The organism is Brachybacterium phenoliresistens (assembly GCF_000576425.1).
GTDB lineage: Bacteria > Actinomycetota > Actinomycetes > Actinomycetales > Dermabacteraceae > Brachybacterium > Brachybacterium phenoliresistens.
This window is the reverse complement of sequence record NZ_KK069992.1, coordinates 47,084-62,509: the sequence shown is the minus strand read 5'-3', so window position 1 is coordinate 62,509 and position 15,426 is coordinate 47,084. Positions and strand designations below refer to the sequence as shown.

Genomic DNA, 15,426 nt, shown 5'->3' with positions numbered 1-15,426 from the left:
GGGCCCGGCGAGGCTGCCGCACCGGCTCCGCCGGCCCTGCCGCAGGCGGCAGGAGTTGACGAAGACTTGGTGTGGCCCTGGTGACGACCAGGTTCAGCGTCGGGACGCCGACCTCTAGAGTGTACGGAGGATTTCCTGGGTGGCACGGTGCCGTCCGCGCGGCACGAGCCGCGTGCGCGCTCCGGGCCGATCGTCCCTCCGCGAGGACCACGCGGCGGACGGTGGCCGAGGGTCCTCTCCCCCACGACCCCGAGGAGTACGGATCGTGCTCACGCGACCGCGCCCGCCCTTCGCCCGCCTCGGCGCCGGCCTCGTGCTGGTGGCCGCCTGCGCGGGGGTCCCCGCCACCGTGGCGATCGTCGAGCATGCGCCCACGGCAGGTGCCGTGGCGCCCGCGGACCTGCCCGATGTGTGCTCGAACCCCAGCGCCTCCGTCTCCCCCTCGACCATCGCGCCCGGGGAGAGCACCGAGCTGACCGGCTGCGGCTTCCCCGCGAGCACGGCGGTGCGCGTCGACGTCGAAGGGCCCTCGGTCTCCTCGTTCTCCACCACCTCGAACTCCCGCGGTCAGGTGAGCACGCCCGTCACCCTCGACGAGCCCGGCGAGTACCGCCTGATCCTCACCGCCGGGGCCGACCAGGCCTACGCCACCGTCACCGTCGCCGGGTCGGAGCCGTCCGAGCCGACGGACCCGACGGAGGACCCCACCGAGGAGCCGACGGACGAGCCGACGGCAGAGCCCACCGAGGAGCCGACCTCCGGCGAGCCCACCACGCAGGAGCCCACCGAGGAGCCCACCTCGGGCGAGCCCACGACCGAGGAGCCCACCGAGGAGCCCACCTCGGGCGAGCCCACGACCGAGGAGCCCACCGAGGACCCGTCGACCGCGCCGAGCGAGGACCCCTCGACCGCGCCGACGGACCCGGAGACCTCCGGGGAGCCCACGGACGGCTCGACGTCCGCGCCGGCCCCGGATCCCTCGACCGAGCCCACCGAGGGCGAGACCGAGACGCCCACCGAGGAGCCGACCACGACCCCCTCGCCGGAGCCGACCGCCCCCGAGACCACGACCGTGCCGGTCGATCACGAGGCGACCACCGATCCGGAGGACGACCAGGACACCGAGGCCCCGCAGACCCCGTCCGAGGAGCCGAGCTCCCCCGCCGGCTCCGCGACGGCCGGTCCCGCCTCGGGCGTGGGCATGGCCTCGGCCATCGCCGAGCTGCTCGGCGCCGAGCAGGGCTCGGGCGCGACCACCTCTCCCGCGCCCGATGAGACCGGGGCGTCGGCCGGCTCCCAGGAGCCCGGCGAGCTCGCGAACACGGGCGTGGACCTGCGCCTGGGGCTGGTGGGCATCGCCCTGGCCGTCATCGGCGGCGGCCTCGCGCTGTGGTCGGGCCGGCGCGCGCTGCGAGACTGAGCCTCCGAGCGGAGTCCTCGAACGGCATGCTCGATCGCCGTGCGGCGGCGCCGCTCATACGGCGTCGCTCAGGCGGCGTCGGTCTCCGGGTCCGTGTCCGGGTCGATCCCGGGGATCGGCACTGCGAACTCGAGCGCGAGGCGCCGGATGATCTCCTGGTACACCTCGGGCGTGTAGTGGAAGGCCGCCAACCCCCAGCGGTGCTCGGGATCCGCGAGCACGGCGAGGGGCTGCAGCTCCAGGATCCGCAGGCCGTGATCGCGCAGGTGCTGGTAGTAGCGCCGGTAGGACTCGTTCGCCTCGCGCGCGGGCACGCCCATCGACCAGGGGGTCGGCTCGCCGGCGACGGTGATCAGCGCCCACGGGACCTGCAGCACGACGGTCCGCGCGAGCAGCCCGTGCTCCTCGAGGGCGGCGATGAAGGCATCGGCCCGCTCCGTCCAGCGGGCGAAGTGCTCGTCGCTGCCGAAGGGGATGTGGCGGGCGTCCTCGACGGCGGCGAGCGCCTCCGGGACCGACACCAGATCGATGCTGCGGGTGACGACGGTCCCGTCGGGGTACTCGTGCACGCCGTGGCGCTCGTCGACGAGGTCCCACAGCAGCACGTCGACGTCCTCGGCGACGGCCTCGAGGTGGGTGCGCAGGTCGCCGGCGAAGTCGGAGACCATCATGCGGCGCTGGAAGGCGGAGTCGATGGGCGCATCGGCCGGGAAATGGCTGCTCGCGTCGCTGCCCGCGGAGAGCAGGGACTGGCGCGCCACGTAGACCTGGATGCTCATCTGCCCCTCGCCCGCGGCCTCGACGGTGTCCCGGGCGACGCAGCTGCCGTACACGGCGACGCGCGCAGGGCGGGCGCTGGCGGTCGGCTGAGCGGTCACGGATCTCCTCCAGGGGGCGGGCGGAAGCGGGCCTCAGAGTACCCGCACGCGCCCGCGCGCGAGGGCTCCGCATGGCGGATCGCACGTTCGCGGCGGCTCCCCGGCGCTCCGCGGCGACGGCGCGCTACCGGGTGCCGGTGGCGGGCAGGCCCAGCCCGTCCAGCTCCTCCCAGAACGCGCCCGGCACCGCCGTGCCCCGCATCTGCTCCAGCTGGGCGATGCGCTCTGCGGAGGAGATCCCGACCACCGTGGAGTGCACCAGCGGCGAGCGCAGGGAGAACTGCAGCGCCGCCGCCGGCAGGGTGATCCCGTGGCGGGCGCAGAGCTCCTCGACGCGCCGCACCCAGTCCACCAGCTCCGCCGGGGGCTGCCGGTAGGCGTAGGTGGCTCCGCTGGCGGACCCCTTGGCCAGCAGCGCCCCGCCGAACGGGGCGGCGTTCAGCACGCCCATGCCGCGCTCGCCCGCCTCCTGGAACAGGGCCGTCGCGCTGCGATCGGCGAGCGTGTACCGGTTGTGGTTCAGCACCACGTCGAAGGCGCCCGTGCCGACGTAGCGGTGCATCAGGTCGAGCTTCCCGGCCGCGATGCCGATGGCCCCGACCGCGCCCTGCTCCTTGAGCTCCTGCAGGCCCGCGACCGGGCCGTCCTCGGCCATGCCCTGCTCGACGCTGATCCCGTACGGGTCGTGGAGGTGCAGCAGGCCGATCGTGTCGACCCCGAGCCGTGCCCGGCTCTCCTCGAAGGACCGCAGCACGCGATCGCGGTCGAAGGCGCCGGTCTCGGGATCGGCGTCGACCTTGGTCACGATCGCGCGGCCGTCGCCGATGCCCGCCTCCCGCAGGGCGAGGCCGAGGACGGCCTCGCTGCGGCCGCCCGCGTAGGCGTTGGACGTGTCGATCAGCGCGTAGGGGCCGTGCAGCATCGCGGCGGCCAGCTCCACGGCCCGGGCCTCTTCCGGGCTCCCGGGCACGGTGCCGGCGCCGAGGCCGGAGGTGCCCAGGGTCAGGGGGCTGCAGAGGAGGTCGGTGCGCGGCAACGGGCGCGCCTCGACCGGGCGGCTCGCGCGCGGCGGGGCCTCGGGCGACGGGGAGGCGTCCAGGTCGGGTCTCGGATCCATGACCGCGAGCACATCACACGGGAGGCTCCGCGTCCAGGCGTCGGCCCGAGGATCTGCCCTGGCCCCGGCGAAGGACGACGTAGGCTGTGCCCGTCCCTGCCCCGCCCATCGCCTCGAGGTCCTCTCGCATGTCAGCGCAGCCCCCCGGCTCCTCCGGCCGGACGCCGGAGTCGCCTCTCCGCACCGCCCGCACCGCCCTGTGGCACCTGCGCAAGGGCGGCGTCCCCCAGCTGCGGACGTGGCAGCAGCGCCGGCGGATCCGCGCCACCACCGCCGACGGCTCGGGCACGCAGCAGGACGGCGGGCCGCTGTCCTTCGAGGCGGCCGTGATGCCGCAGCGCCCCCCGCGCTTCGAGGGCCTGCGCGCCGCCGTGATCCTCGACGACTTCTCGATGCTGGCCTGGAGCTACGAGTTCGAGACCGTGGCCGTGACCCCGCAGGGCTGGCGCGAGCAGCTCGCGCAGGCTCCGGTGGACCTGCTGCTGGTGGAGTCGGCCTGGCACGGCAACGCCGATGCCTGGCAGTACCAGCTCACCGGCTCGAAGGCCCCCTCGGCGCCGCTGCGGGAGCTGGTGGCGCACTGCCGCGAGCAGGGCATCCCGACCGTGTTCTGGAACAAGGAGGATCCCCCGCACTTCGAGGACTTCCGGGAGACGGCACGCCTGTTCGACCAGGTCTTCACGACCGATGTGACGCTGCTGCCGCGGTACCGCGAGGAGCTGGGCCACGAGCGGGTGGACGTGCTGCCGTTCGCGGCGCAGTCCGCGGTGCACAACCCGGTGCGCCCGCAGAACGGGCACCAGGCCCGCGACGTCGCCTTCGCGGGGATGTACTTCGCCCACAAGTTCCCCGAGCGCCGCGAGCAGATGGACCTGCTGCTGGGCGGGGCGCTGGACGTCTCCCCGCGGATGGGCACGGGGCTGGAGATCTTCTCCCGCTTCCTGGGCGACGACCAGAACTACCAGTTCCCCGGCGAGCTCGCCGATCGGGTGGTCGGCTCCCTCGCCTACCCGCAGATGCTCACCGCGTACAAGGCGTACAAGGTGTTCCTCAACGTCAACTCGGTGGTCACGAGCCCGTCGATGTGCGCCCGGCGGATCTTCGAGATCACCGCCTCGGGCACCCCGGTGGTCTCCACCCCTTCCCCCGCGATCGGCGAGTTCTTCGAGGACGACGAGGTCCCCGTGGTCGCCACGCGCGAGGAGGCCGGCCACGTGGTGCGGGCCCTGGTGCGCTCGCGCGAGCTGCGGGACCGCGCCGTGCACCGCGCGCAGCGGAGGATCTGGCGCGAGCACACCTACACCCACCGCGCCCGCACGGTGCTGGACGCCGTGCAGGTCACCGGGCGGCGCGATCCGCGCGGGCTGCCCGGTGCGGCCTCGCTGCCCACGGTCAGCGTGCTCGCGGCGACCAACCGCCCCGAGCAGATCACGCACCTGCTGGGCCAGGTAGGCCGCCAGCGCGACGTCGAGGTGCAGCTGATCCTGGTCACGCACGGCTTCGACGCCGCCGGCGGCGTGGACGCGGCCGCCGCCGAGGCGGCGGGGATCCGCGACCTGCAGGTCCTCGCCGGCGACCCGGCCTGGACCCTGGGCGCCTGCCTGAACGCCGCCGTCGCCCGCGCGGAGGGGGCCGTGCTGGCGAAGATGGACGACGACGACCTCTACGGCCCCTGGTACCTGCACGACCTGCTGCAGGCCCGGGAGTTCTCCGGCGCGGACGTGGTGGGCAAGCACGCGCACTACATGCACCTCGCCGGGCCCGATGCCACGCTGCTGCGCTTCCCGTGGATGGAGCACCGGTACACCGACCGGGTGATGGGCCCGACCCTCACCGCCGGGCGGGAGGTCTTCGCCGCGCATCCCTTCGAGGACGTCTCCCGCGGGGAGGACACGGCGTTCCTGCAGGCCGTGATCGACGGCGGCGGGACGATCTACTCCGCGGACCGCTTCAACTTCGTCCAGCAGCGCGGCCAGGTCGCCCAGCACTCCTGGACCGCGGGCGACCGCGAGCTGCTGGCCACGGCCGATGTCGCCTGGTTCGGGACGAACGACGCGCACGTGATGATCTGACGATGGCCGATGTCCGCCGGCGCTCGCGCACCCGACTCGTCGTCCCGGCCGCGCTCGTCGTGGCCGTCCTGCTGGTCACAGCGGTGGTCGTGGGCCTGCCCGATGCCCGCGAAGGCCTCCTCCCGGGTCCCGCAGGGCCGGCGTCCCCCTCGGCGGCGCCGTCTCCGCGGCCGCAGGACGAGCTCGACGCCCCGGGCTACGACCCGGACCCCGGGCCGCTGGCCCTGCCCGACATCGCCGCCTCCACCGCGGAGCCGGTGACCGCGTCCTTCGCCGTCCCCGAGGGGGCGCAGCGCTGGGACGGGAGCATCGGCCTGAGCTTCGAGGCGACGGACCTGGCCTCCCCGCTGTGGGGCTCGGAGTCCTCCAACCTCGACGAGATGCTGGAGGCGCTGGACTCCCCCGTGCTGCGCTTCGGCGGCAACAGCGTGGACCGGCGTATGTGGTGGACCTCGAGCGGGGAGAGCGCCCCGGACTGGGCGGAGGCCACCGTCACGCCGGCCGATCTGCAGCGGGTCGCCGCGGCGGCGGAGGCCGCGGACGCCTCGGTGACGATCACCCTGGACCTGGGCCATGACGACCCGCAGCGCGCCGCGGACATGGCCGCCCACGCCCGGGAGGCCTTCGGCCGGCGCCTGCTGGCGGTGTCGATCGGCAACGAGCCCAACGGCTTCTTCCACGCCAACCAGCCGCAGCTGGCCGTGCGGGACGACAGCTGGGACACCGACGCCTACCGGGCCGCGCTCACCGAGCACTCGGCCGCGATCGAGGCCGTCGCCCCCGGCACGCCGATCGCCGGGCCGGGCGCCTACGACGCCCCCTGGTGGCGGGCGTTCGCCGAGTCCGGGATCCCGCACCAGCGGGCGCTGACCATGCACTGGTATCCGCTGTGGGACTGCTCCGGCCCGGCCTCGTCGATCGCGAACCCGACGGTCGAGGACCTCACCTCCCCGGCGCTGCGCGAGCGCGCCCGGCAGCTCATCGGCATGGGGGCCCAGGTCGCCGAGCAGCACGACCTGCCGCTGTGGATGGAGGAGACGGGGCCGACCTCCTGCCCGGGCACCAACGCCACCTCCCGCACGCACGCGCAGGCGCTGTGGACCGGGGACTACGCCCTCACCGCGGCGGAGTCGGGCGTGGAGCGCCTGGCGTTCCACGCGACCCTGCAGGCCTGCCAGGGCGGCGCCCCCATGAGCCCGGTCTGCGCGACGGGCTCCCTGGACCGGCCCGGCGGGCTGCTGCGCGGCCGCACCAGCTTCCTGGCGATGCTGCAGCTGGCCCAGCTGCCCGCGGGCACGGTGCTGGCCCCCGCGGTCAGCGGCGACGGCCGGATCATGGTGCACGCGGTCCTCGGCGACGACGGGACGCTGGGCGTGATGATCGTGGACCTGCGCGACCCGGAGGGCGCGGCGCCAGTGCCGGTGCAGCTCAGCGCCCCCGGCGGCCTCGACGCCGCCGCGCCGACGGCCTGGACCCTCGCGGACGGCTCCCTCCTGGCGGGCGACTCCCTGGAGGCCCCGTCCTCCCGGCTCGGAGCGCCCGCCGCCCCGGCCGGCGCCCTCGCGCAGGCGCCGCTGGGGCGCGGGGCGCCGCTGAGCGTGGCGAGCACCCCGGGCAGCACGCTGCTGCTGCGGTTCGCACCCGTCGCCGAGGCCGCGCCCTCCGACGGCGGCGGGGCCTCGGACCAGGGAGGAGCCGCCGAGGCCGGCGGCTGAGCGGGTCCCGCGGGATCGGGCCGCCCGTGGCGCGCTCCGCCCGCAGTCCGGACCACCCTGTGGCCCGAGCCGCCCGTCCAGCGACGAGGGTGAACAGCGGATGGCCCGCCGGCCAACGCCCGGGCACGTGGGCCGGGCCCCGAGCGGACCCGCCGAGAGTTTTCTGTGATCCCCGCCGTCCCCGCGCGGAAGGCCCTACGCTTCGCGCGCGACACCCGTTACGGTGACGGGAGCGTCCCGACGCATCCCTCGTCCCCCACGCCAGGAGCACCCATGAGCCCGAACGTCCCCCTCGACACCGTCAGCGTGATCGGCCTCGGCTACATCGGACTGCCGACCGCCGCCGTGCTGGCCCAGGCCGGGAAGACCGTGATCGGCGTCGACGTGAAGCAGGCCAACGTCGATGCGATCAACGCCGGCAAGGTGCCGTTCGTCGAGGAAGGGCTCGAGACGGTCGTCGCGGGCACCGTCGCCCAGGGCAAGCTGAGCGCCCAGACCGAGACCCCGGAGGCCGACGCCTACATCGTCTCGGTCCCCACCCCGTTCAAGGGCGACCACGACGCGGACCTCTCCTACATCGAGGCGGCCGCCCGCGGCATCGCCCCGAAGCTCAGCGGCGGCGAGCTGGTCGTGCTCGAGTCGACCTCCCCGCCCGGAGCCACGGAGTTCATGGCCGACGTGATCCTCGGGCTGCGTCCGGAGTTCACCCAGGAGCCCAACCTCCCCAACTCCCTGTACTTCTCCCATGCTCCCGAGCGCGTGCTGCCCGGCCGCATCATGATCGAGATGGTCGAGAACGACCGCATCATCGGCGGCCTGACCCGCGAGGCCGGCGAGCTGAACCGCGACCTGTACGCGAGCTTCTGCACCGGCGAGCTGCTGCTGACCGACGCGCGCACCGCCGAGATGGCCAAGCTCACCGAGAACGCCTTCCGCGACGTGAACATCGCCTTCGCCAACGAGCTGTCGATCATCGCCGACCGCCAGGGCATCGACGTGTGGGAGCTCATCGAGCTGGCCAACCACCACCCGCGCGTGAACATCCTCCAGCCGGGCCCCGGCGTGGGCGGCCACTGCATCGCGGTGGATCCGTGGTTCATCGTCTCCGCGGAGCGCGAGCACTCCAAGCTCATCGCCACCGCCCGCAACGTCAACGACTCCAAGCCGCAGCTCGTGCTGGACAAGGTCATGGAGAAGGCGGACCGCTTCAAGAACCCGACCGTCGCGGCGCTGGGCATCGCCTTCAAGGCCAACATCGACGACCTGCGCGAGTCCCCCTCCAAGGACATCGCCGTGGCCCTCAGCGACCGCCTCTCGGACGGCACCGTCCTCGTGGTCGAGCCGAACATCGAGGAGCTGCCCCGCGAGTTCGAGGGCAAGGGCAACGTCGAGCTCGCCGACCTCGACGACGCCGTGCAGCGCGCCGACATCGTGCTGCTGCTGGTGGACCACGACCCCTTCAAGACCTTCGACCGCGAGAAGCTGCAGGAGAAGGTCGTCATCGACACCAAGGGCCTGTGGCGGTGAGCCCGGAGCCGTCGAAGTCCTCCGGGTTCTCGTGGTTCCGCGGCCAGGCCGCGGGCCGAGCGCCCGCCGCCGGGGCGGCATCGGCCGCGCCCTCTGCCGCGCCCGGCCCTGATCCCGAGGCGGCCCTCGAGGCCGCCCGGGCCCTCGCCGCGACGGCCGAGACGACCGAGCGCGCCCTGCTCGCCTACCGCGATGTCGTCGCGGTCTCCGGGTTCTCGACGCCCGCTCTGCTGGAGTACGCGCGCTTCCTGGTGCGCCACTCGCGCGGCAGCGCCGCCGAGGAGGTCCTCGCGCTCGCGATCGCCCAGGACGGCACGCAGATCGATGCGATCGAGCTGTACCTGGAGCTCGCCCGCGAGCTGGACCTGCCCGCCGACCGCACCACGTGGCTGTTCTCCCGCCTCGCCGCGGACATCGCCGGGGTGCCCGCCGCGCACCGCGGCGCCCTCGACTACGCCATCCCCCACCGCCTGGACGCGGTGCTGGCGATCGTCGGCGCCGACGGCGACCCGGTGAGCCGGGCGATCGTCGCGATCAACCAGCTCTACCTCGACAAGGCCGCGACGGACGAGGCGATCCTCGCCGCCGCCGAGGGGCTCGGGGAGAACGACCGGCTGCGCGCACACCTGACGGTGGCGCTGGGCCGCGGCAACCGCAAGGTCGCCAAGGAGCTGCTGGATGCGGCGCCGGCGCAGGCCGTGCCGATGAACGCCCTGCGCCGCGCGATCCGCCGCGCCCGCACGGCCAAGAAGGACAAGCAGCTCACGCAGTACCTGGAGGCGTACCTGCGCTTCCGGCCCGGCGACGGGTGGGCCGCCGGGCTCCAGAAGGAGCAGCAGCGGCAGGCCGTCAGCAACTACCAGCTGGGCAAGACCGGCTTCCCGTTCCCCAAGATGCGCAAGACCCCGGCGTACGAGGCGCGGCAGGACCATGTGTTCTACCTGCTGCACAATTCGCTGCCGTACAACTCCGCCGGCTATGCGACCCGTACCCACGGGCTGCTGTCGGAGCTGAACCGTGCCGGCTGGGACGTCGACGGTGTGACCCGCCTGGGCTACCCGTACGACATGCCCGGCAAGGCGGAGCTCCCGGACGTGCCGATGCAGGAGGTCGTGGGGGACGTCGACTACCGGCGCCTGCTGACCGGCCGCGAGATCGAGAAGAAGAACCCGCTGTACTTCTACACGGAGCGGTACGCGAAGGCCCTGACCGAGCTGGCCCGCCAGGAGCGGCCGGCGATCATCCACGCCGCCTCGAACCACTGGAACGGCCTGACCGCGGTGAGGACGGCCCGCCAGCTGGGCCTGCCGTCGATCTACGAGGTCCGTGGCCTGTGGGAGGTCACCCGCGGCTCGCGCAACCCCGAATGGGCGCAGTCCAACATGTTCAAGTACATGGCGCGCATGGAGGCGGACGCCGCCAAGGGCGCCACGAAGGTCTTCGCGATCACCGAGGCCCTGCGGGAGGAGATGATCTCCCGCGGCGTCGACGGCGACAAGATCACCGTCGTGCCCAACGGGGTGGACACCGCCCGGTTCACCCCGATCCCCCGCGACGAGGAGCTCGCCTCGCGTCTCGGCGTGGCCGGCAAGACGGTGATCGGCTACGTGGGGTCCGTCCTGGACTACGAGGGCATCGAGCTCATGCTCGAGGCCGCCCGGGTCCTCACCCGCACGCGCGAGGACTTCCACGTCCTCATCGTCGGCGACGGCGCGGAGCTGCAGCGCTTCGAGAACTACGTCGAGGAGAACGAGCTCGAGCACGTCGTGACCTTCACCGGTCGCGTCCCGCACGAGGAGGTCGAGCGCTACTACTCGCTCATCGACATCACCCCGTTCCCGCGGCTGCCCCTGCCGGTGTGCGAGATGGTCTCGCCGCTGAAGCCCTTCGAGGCGATGGCGATGGGCAAGGCCGTGGTCGCCTCGGACGTCGCCGCCCTGAAGGAGATCGTCACGCCCGGCGTGAACGGCTACCTCCACGAGAAGGGAAGCGCGGAGTCGCTCATCGAGCAGCTCACCAAGCTGCTCGACGACGCCGAGCACACCCGCCGCATCGGCGCCCAGGCCCGGGACTGGGTCGTGGAGAACCGGGACTGGAAGCAGCTCGCGCAGATCATCGCCGGCACCTACGCCGAACTGAGCCGCTGAACACGGGCTGCCACACCTGAGTTCCGCCGGGGTCCGGTCACGTCTGTGGCCGGACCCCGGCGCGCGTACCACTTTCCTGAAGCCGGCCTTTCGTACACTTGAGCTCCGATCCACCCTTGCGCGGGCGATGACGCCCTGTCGCACCGAGAGGAATCTGATGTCCCCCAAAGTCTCCGTGGAAGCCGCCACTCGGCAGTCCTTCGGCGTGATGTTCAATCGCACCAGCAAGGATGCAGGGCTGGCGAAACGGCTCCTCGAAGGCAAGCTGGAACTTGTCCCGCACCCCGTCTGGGAGTTCGACGGTGACATGGACTGGCGTGCAGACCCGTTCCAGGACCGGAACTGGCGAGCGCAGCTGCACATGCTCCGCTGGATGGATCCATTGCGACGCCGTGCCGAGAGCGGCGACGATGCGGCGGCCGAAGCCTGGCTCCGCTTCGCGGAGGACTGGGCCCTCAAGAACCCTCCGGGGCGACGAAGCGCACCCGAGGCATGGATGAACATGGTCGACGGACTGCGAGCTCTCGAGCTGTGCCTAGCTGTCCCGTTCGTCTCGACCTACCGACCGAGCGCGCTTGAATGGCTCGCGGCCGCGATTCGCACGCATGCGGACTGGATCGTGGACGAGCGTCATCTCGGTCATTCCAATCACGCCCTTCATCAACATCAAGGGCTGTTCGTCTGCGGAGCCGTCCTCGAAGACGCTGGCCTCCAGGATCTCGCCGCACGTCGGCTTGAGGAGCTATTCAGCACGGCATATGACGAGCAGGGCATCAATGCCGAGGGCGCCCTCATGTACCACCTCGCGAACTACAACTGGTGGTCGATGGCGCGCCGACGTCTCGAAGCAGAGGGGCGAGAGGTCCCGACAGCTCTGAAGAAGTTGGACGAGGTCCCGGTCGAGCTCGCTCACGCGACCAAGCCCTCTGGCACCTTTGTCGGAATCGGTGATACCGATGGAGGCTCTCCTTCTCGCATAGACCATCCTGCGACGCGATGGGTGAGCACTGCGGGAGCGGACGGCGAGCCGCCGGAAGACCTGATCCGTATCTACGACGCAGGCTACCTTTTCGCCCGTAGCGGCTGGGGAGACCAAGAGCGCGATTTTGCGGACGAAACGTTCTGGTCCGTCTCGTTCGGACGGGCCGATCGCGTCCATGGTCATCCAGATGGATCTTCGATGACATTCAGCTCTATGGGGCACGAATGGATCACAGACCCTGGAAAGTACCAGTACGGGCACAGTGCAATGCGCGACTACTGTATTTCACGGGCTTCTCACAGCCTCACGAGCATCGAAGGTGAAGACTACCGCGTCGACTCGAAGGTGGTCTGCACGCGCAGACACCTGGATTCCAGTGTCTACGACGTAACGTTCGTAGATCATGGATACGATGGAGTAACTCTCAGTCGACGCATCGTCTATTCGATTTCCGGGGAGTACGCCGTTGTCATCGACAACGTCGACGCAGACTCTCAGGTCACCGCGGTCCAAAACTGGCAATGCGGCCCCGACACGACTGCCCATCAAACAAAGCGCGGCTTCGAGCTTTCTGGACCAGAAGACCGGAACGCAGCCGTACTCTATACAGGTACGCGACCGGATCTCAGTTTCGCCGAAGGCGAAGAGTCTCCGATATCAGGCTGGGTTGCGACTGGCTGGAAGAAACGTGCGGCGGCCCCGGCCTTGCGTTTCACCAAGACCGGCCGTAACTTCCGGTTCGTCACTCTTGTCGCGGCAGGGTTCAGGGGTTCGACACCTGCGATGAAGACGATAAAAAGTTCAGTCAAAGGCCGGCTCCGCCTCCAAGTAGACACAGGAAGAGTTGCGGAGCAGATCGTCATCGACCCAAACACGGTAAAGGTCCTTGGACTTTCAGAGGATCCGGACGAGCTAGCTCGAAGTGCGCATTCTACTCCCGGGGTGACTCTGAACCCGCTGAACGCGAAAATCCGCCACCGCATCCTTGCGGCGACGCGTAGGGCACGCAAGAAGGCTTGGGACGAGCGCGATCCCGAAACTCGCGAATCTGAAGCAGAATCACTCCGAGAACTCCAGTCCTCTTTCGAGGTTCGCGACGGAATCGATCTAGGTCTTCAGGCGGCGATTTCCGACCTCACCCAGGTCTCCTATTCAGGACTATCTCGCAAGGAAGTCAGGCGCGATCGTCCCGGCCTCATCAACTGGGACAGCCACCCAGGATTCCAACCGACTCTCACCAAAGCACCCATGGTGAGCTGCTACGGGAGCACTGCCGAAACGCCTCTCCTTCAGGGCGACTTCCTCGCTACCTACAATCTCGGGTCCCTGGTACTTCCGGCACTCGTGATCCCGGCTCCCGGCGACACACTCACGGTCATGTTCCACACAGCCGTCGACCGTGCTCGCGTGAATCTTCCTCTCTTCCAGCGCGTGCGCTATCAGCGGGAGTTGACGGCAGGACCGATCGTCGCGTTCGGTGACCCCACCCTCGATCTTTCCCGCGAGCTCCGCCTTGGGTGGTACCTCGGCACCGAAGACATCGACCTCCCTCGTTCCATCGGGGCGATCGTGACGCGTCTAGCCTCCTCTATGGACGCATACAAGATCGTCCTGGAGGGCGGCTCAGGCGGCGGGTTCGCGGCATTGCAGGTGGGAGCTCACATTCCCGGATCCCACGTCATGGCGGCCAATCCACAGACCGACCTACGCAAATACAATGTCCGAGCCTATCGCGCAGCGATGACCGCATCCTTCGGCATAAAAGACGCTGGTTCCGACCCGCAGCTCCTCCCGAGAATCGATGCCGCCGAACGCATCATCTCCAAAGACGCAACCATGAGCGTGACCCTTGTAATGAACTCGGGAGACATCTACCACGAGCGACACCACGCGGCCCCCTTCCGAAAAGCCGTCAGCAAGTCATCCAACGTGGAGATCATCGACGTGCCGGTGGATCTCGGCGCCGGCCATCAAGGAATCAACAATGAACTTTACGGCACGATCATGACAGGAATCTACGACCGGATAGGCTCAGAAAGAGCGTAGCGGGTTCCGTCAGCACTCCGGCACGTACGACGATCAGATTTCTGCGAGCTTCGGGTCGTAGAATTTCATAATGTCGACGAGCGGCCCATCGTCGAACCGGTCGGACCGCGGGAGCCCCCACGCGGCCTCGAAAAGGGCACGATCATTCATCGCAGAGAGCGACTGCATGACGACGGACATCTCAGCGTGTTGAACTGCGGTCCACGTGCCCATGCGCTGCTCCCAGTAAATAAGGTCTCCCACGTCACACCCGAAGAGTCCCGCCCCGTAGTTTGCGCGCTCCAGAAAGCCTCTCACCGCGCGACGAGTGAAGTTTGAGTAGAACTCGCCCGCGTTTAAACGAATCGAGCCCGCGTAAAGCGCAAACCCAAGCTCGACTGCATCCTCAGGGAGATACGGCTTCTCTCTCGTGTTGAATGGGCCGCGCATAACCTCTCCGCCCAGCCCTTTCAGGAAAACGTCCCTTGAGCCTGCACCGACCCTCATCTGCGCGGGTAACATGGGCAACCCCCGTGTGTGTCCGGCGGCTCGGGCAGCTGCCTGGCGAATCTCATCAAGTTCCTCGAGATCCGGTCGCTCGCTCATTTTGATCCATGAATGCTCCCTTCCGAGATGATCGGCGAGCACAGGAATTCGCGCCGCTTCGGGCTCAGGCATTCGATCCCAAGTAACGTAGCGCGCGGCCATGCCAAGAGCTTCAGTCGTCGCAATCACAGTCCTCGAGTCCTGCCCACCAGTCAACCCGATGACCGGGTGATAGCGGCCATCCAGATACCGGACCAGCGCGGCGAAATAATTGCCCCACAGCTCTCGGAGTTCCTCTGCCGTGCTCTTGGGGCAGGGACGCCACGGCCAGTATCTCGACGTCCTTCCCTCATGCATGTGGAATCGATTGTTTGGCACGAGATGCTTGATGCGCTCGTACCTCGTCAGGTCCCCTGGGAGAAACCGAGTCCTCCGTGCTCGGTACTCCGAAGTCAACATGTACCGAGTCACATCTCTCGACAACTTGAACCCCTGGCTCTCCGCGAGCAAGGTAGCGTGCGAAGCGACAATTGGATCGTCGCCCTGTGAGTAAAACACCGATTGAGACCCTAAAGGATCGTGGTACACCACTGCCCCTGCATCGTCGACGACCAGGAGAACGAATCGACCCGAAAGTTGATCCAGTGCTCGCAGGTCTCCGCCGGCCACGTCGAAGAGAAGTTCGTCGAGGGATTTTCCCCCGTGAGCTACGAAGATATCGCCAATCGCGAGAGCAACGCGACCCTCTGCGTCCGCAAGCCTCTTCATGTCAGCCTCCGGATGCACCCATATCTTATACTCATGCACGAGAACTCGGTTCCATTTGGAGAACGCGGAGCTGTCCGCGAACTTATGTGCAAGGGGCGCAATAATGAACCCCCGCCGGAAGTCCCACTGTGTCAAAGCCTTCACCTCTCCAGATCCGCGCTATTGCCTTTTAGATCGATCCTTCAACTAAGAGTACTTCGTGCAAGACGTCCAGGGTGCCTCTATCTCA

The 15,426-nt window shown here is 69.5% G+C and carries 9 protein-coding genes; 6 read left to right on the top strand and 3 right to left on the bottom strand.

Going from position 1 to position 15,426, the window contains the following annotated elements:
- Window positions 1-265 precede the first annotated feature (265 nt).
- A complete protein-coding gene (locus tag BF93_RS18955) occupies window positions 266-1,420 on the top strand; it encodes a hypothetical protein (RefSeq protein ID WP_051486718.1) in 1,155 nt (384 codons plus the stop codon).
- A gap of 68 nt (window positions 1,421-1,488) precedes the next feature.
- Here BF93_RS18955 and BF93_RS08345 read toward each other — a convergent pair whose 3' ends face one another.
- Complete coding sequence (locus BF93_RS08345) at window positions 1,489-2,298, bottom strand: DUF6270 domain-containing protein (RefSeq protein WP_051486717.1); 810 nt, start codon at window positions 2,296-2,298, stop codon at window positions 1,489-1,491.
- A gap of 124 nt (window positions 2,299-2,422) precedes the next feature.
- Window positions 2,423-3,415 carry an aldo/keto reductase gene (locus BF93_RS08340; RefSeq protein ID WP_084148403.1) on the bottom strand — a complete coding sequence of 331 codons (993 nt, stop codon included), beginning with the start codon at window positions 3,413-3,415 and terminating at the stop codon, window positions 2,423-2,425.
- Window positions 3,416-3,543: 128 nt separating this feature from the next.
- Between BF93_RS08340 and BF93_RS08335 the strand changes: the two genes are divergently transcribed.
- From BF93_RS08335 to BF93_RS19310, 5 genes are all read left to right on the top strand, one after another.
- Window positions 3,544-5,487 (top strand): glycosyltransferase, encoded by a 1,944-nt coding sequence (locus BF93_RS08335; protein ID WP_038371995.1) that lies wholly within the window; start codon window positions 3,544-3,546, stop codon window positions 5,485-5,487.
- 2 nt (window positions 5,488-5,489) lie between these two features.
- Entirely contained in the window at window positions 5,490-7,202 is a 1,713-nt protein-coding gene (locus BF93_RS08330) for a hypothetical protein (RefSeq protein ID WP_084148388.1), read from the top strand.
- A gap of 273 nt (window positions 7,203-7,475) precedes the next feature.
- Window positions 7,476-8,729, top strand: coding sequence for a UDP-N-acetyl-D-mannosamine dehydrogenase (gene wecC, locus BF93_RS08325; RefSeq protein ID WP_038371994.1), 1,254 nt, complete (start codon window positions 7,476-7,478; stop codon window positions 8,727-8,729).
- The gene (locus tag BF93_RS18950; protein WP_156954098.1) at window positions 8,726-10,876 is read left to right on the top strand and encodes a glycosyltransferase; all 2,151 of its coding nucleotides are present in this window, start codon (window positions 8,726-8,728) and stop codon (window positions 10,874-10,876) included. The genes wecC and BF93_RS18950 overlap by 4 nt, the downstream gene beginning before the upstream one ends.
- A gap of 157 nt (window positions 10,877-11,033) precedes the next feature.
- Entirely contained in the window at window positions 11,034-13,904 is a 2,871-nt protein-coding gene (locus BF93_RS19310) for a heparinase II/III domain-containing protein (protein ID WP_198025387.1), read from the top strand.
- A gap of 33 nt (window positions 13,905-13,937) precedes the next feature.
- On the opposite strand, the gene BF93_RS19565 is transcribed toward BF93_RS19310, so the two are convergent.
- Window positions 13,938-15,341, bottom strand: a complete 1,404-nt coding sequence (locus tag BF93_RS19565; RefSeq protein ID WP_156954097.1) for a hypothetical protein — start codon at window positions 15,339-15,341, stop codon at window positions 13,938-13,940.
- Window positions 15,342-15,426 lie beyond the last annotated feature (85 nt).

Coding starts and splice junctions, on each gene's coding strand:
- BF93_RS08340 (WP_084148403.1), bottom strand. CDS start 3,415: ATGGATCCGAGACCCGACCTGGACGCCTCCCCGTCGCCCGAGGCCCCG.
- BF93_RS08335 (WP_038371995.1), top strand. CDS start 3,544: ATGTCAGCGCAGCCCCCCGGCTCCTCCGGCCGGACGCCGGAGTCGCCT.
- BF93_RS08330 (WP_084148388.1), top strand. CDS start 5,490: ATGGCCGATGTCCGCCGGCGCTCGCGCACCCGACTCGTCGTCCCGGCC.
- wecC (WP_038371994.1), top strand. CDS start 7,476: ATGAGCCCGAACGTCCCCCTCGACACCGTCAGCGTGATCGGCCTCGGC.
- BF93_RS19310 (WP_198025387.1), top strand. CDS start 11,034: ATGTCCCCCAAAGTCTCCGTGGAAGCCGCCACTCGGCAGTCCTTCGGC.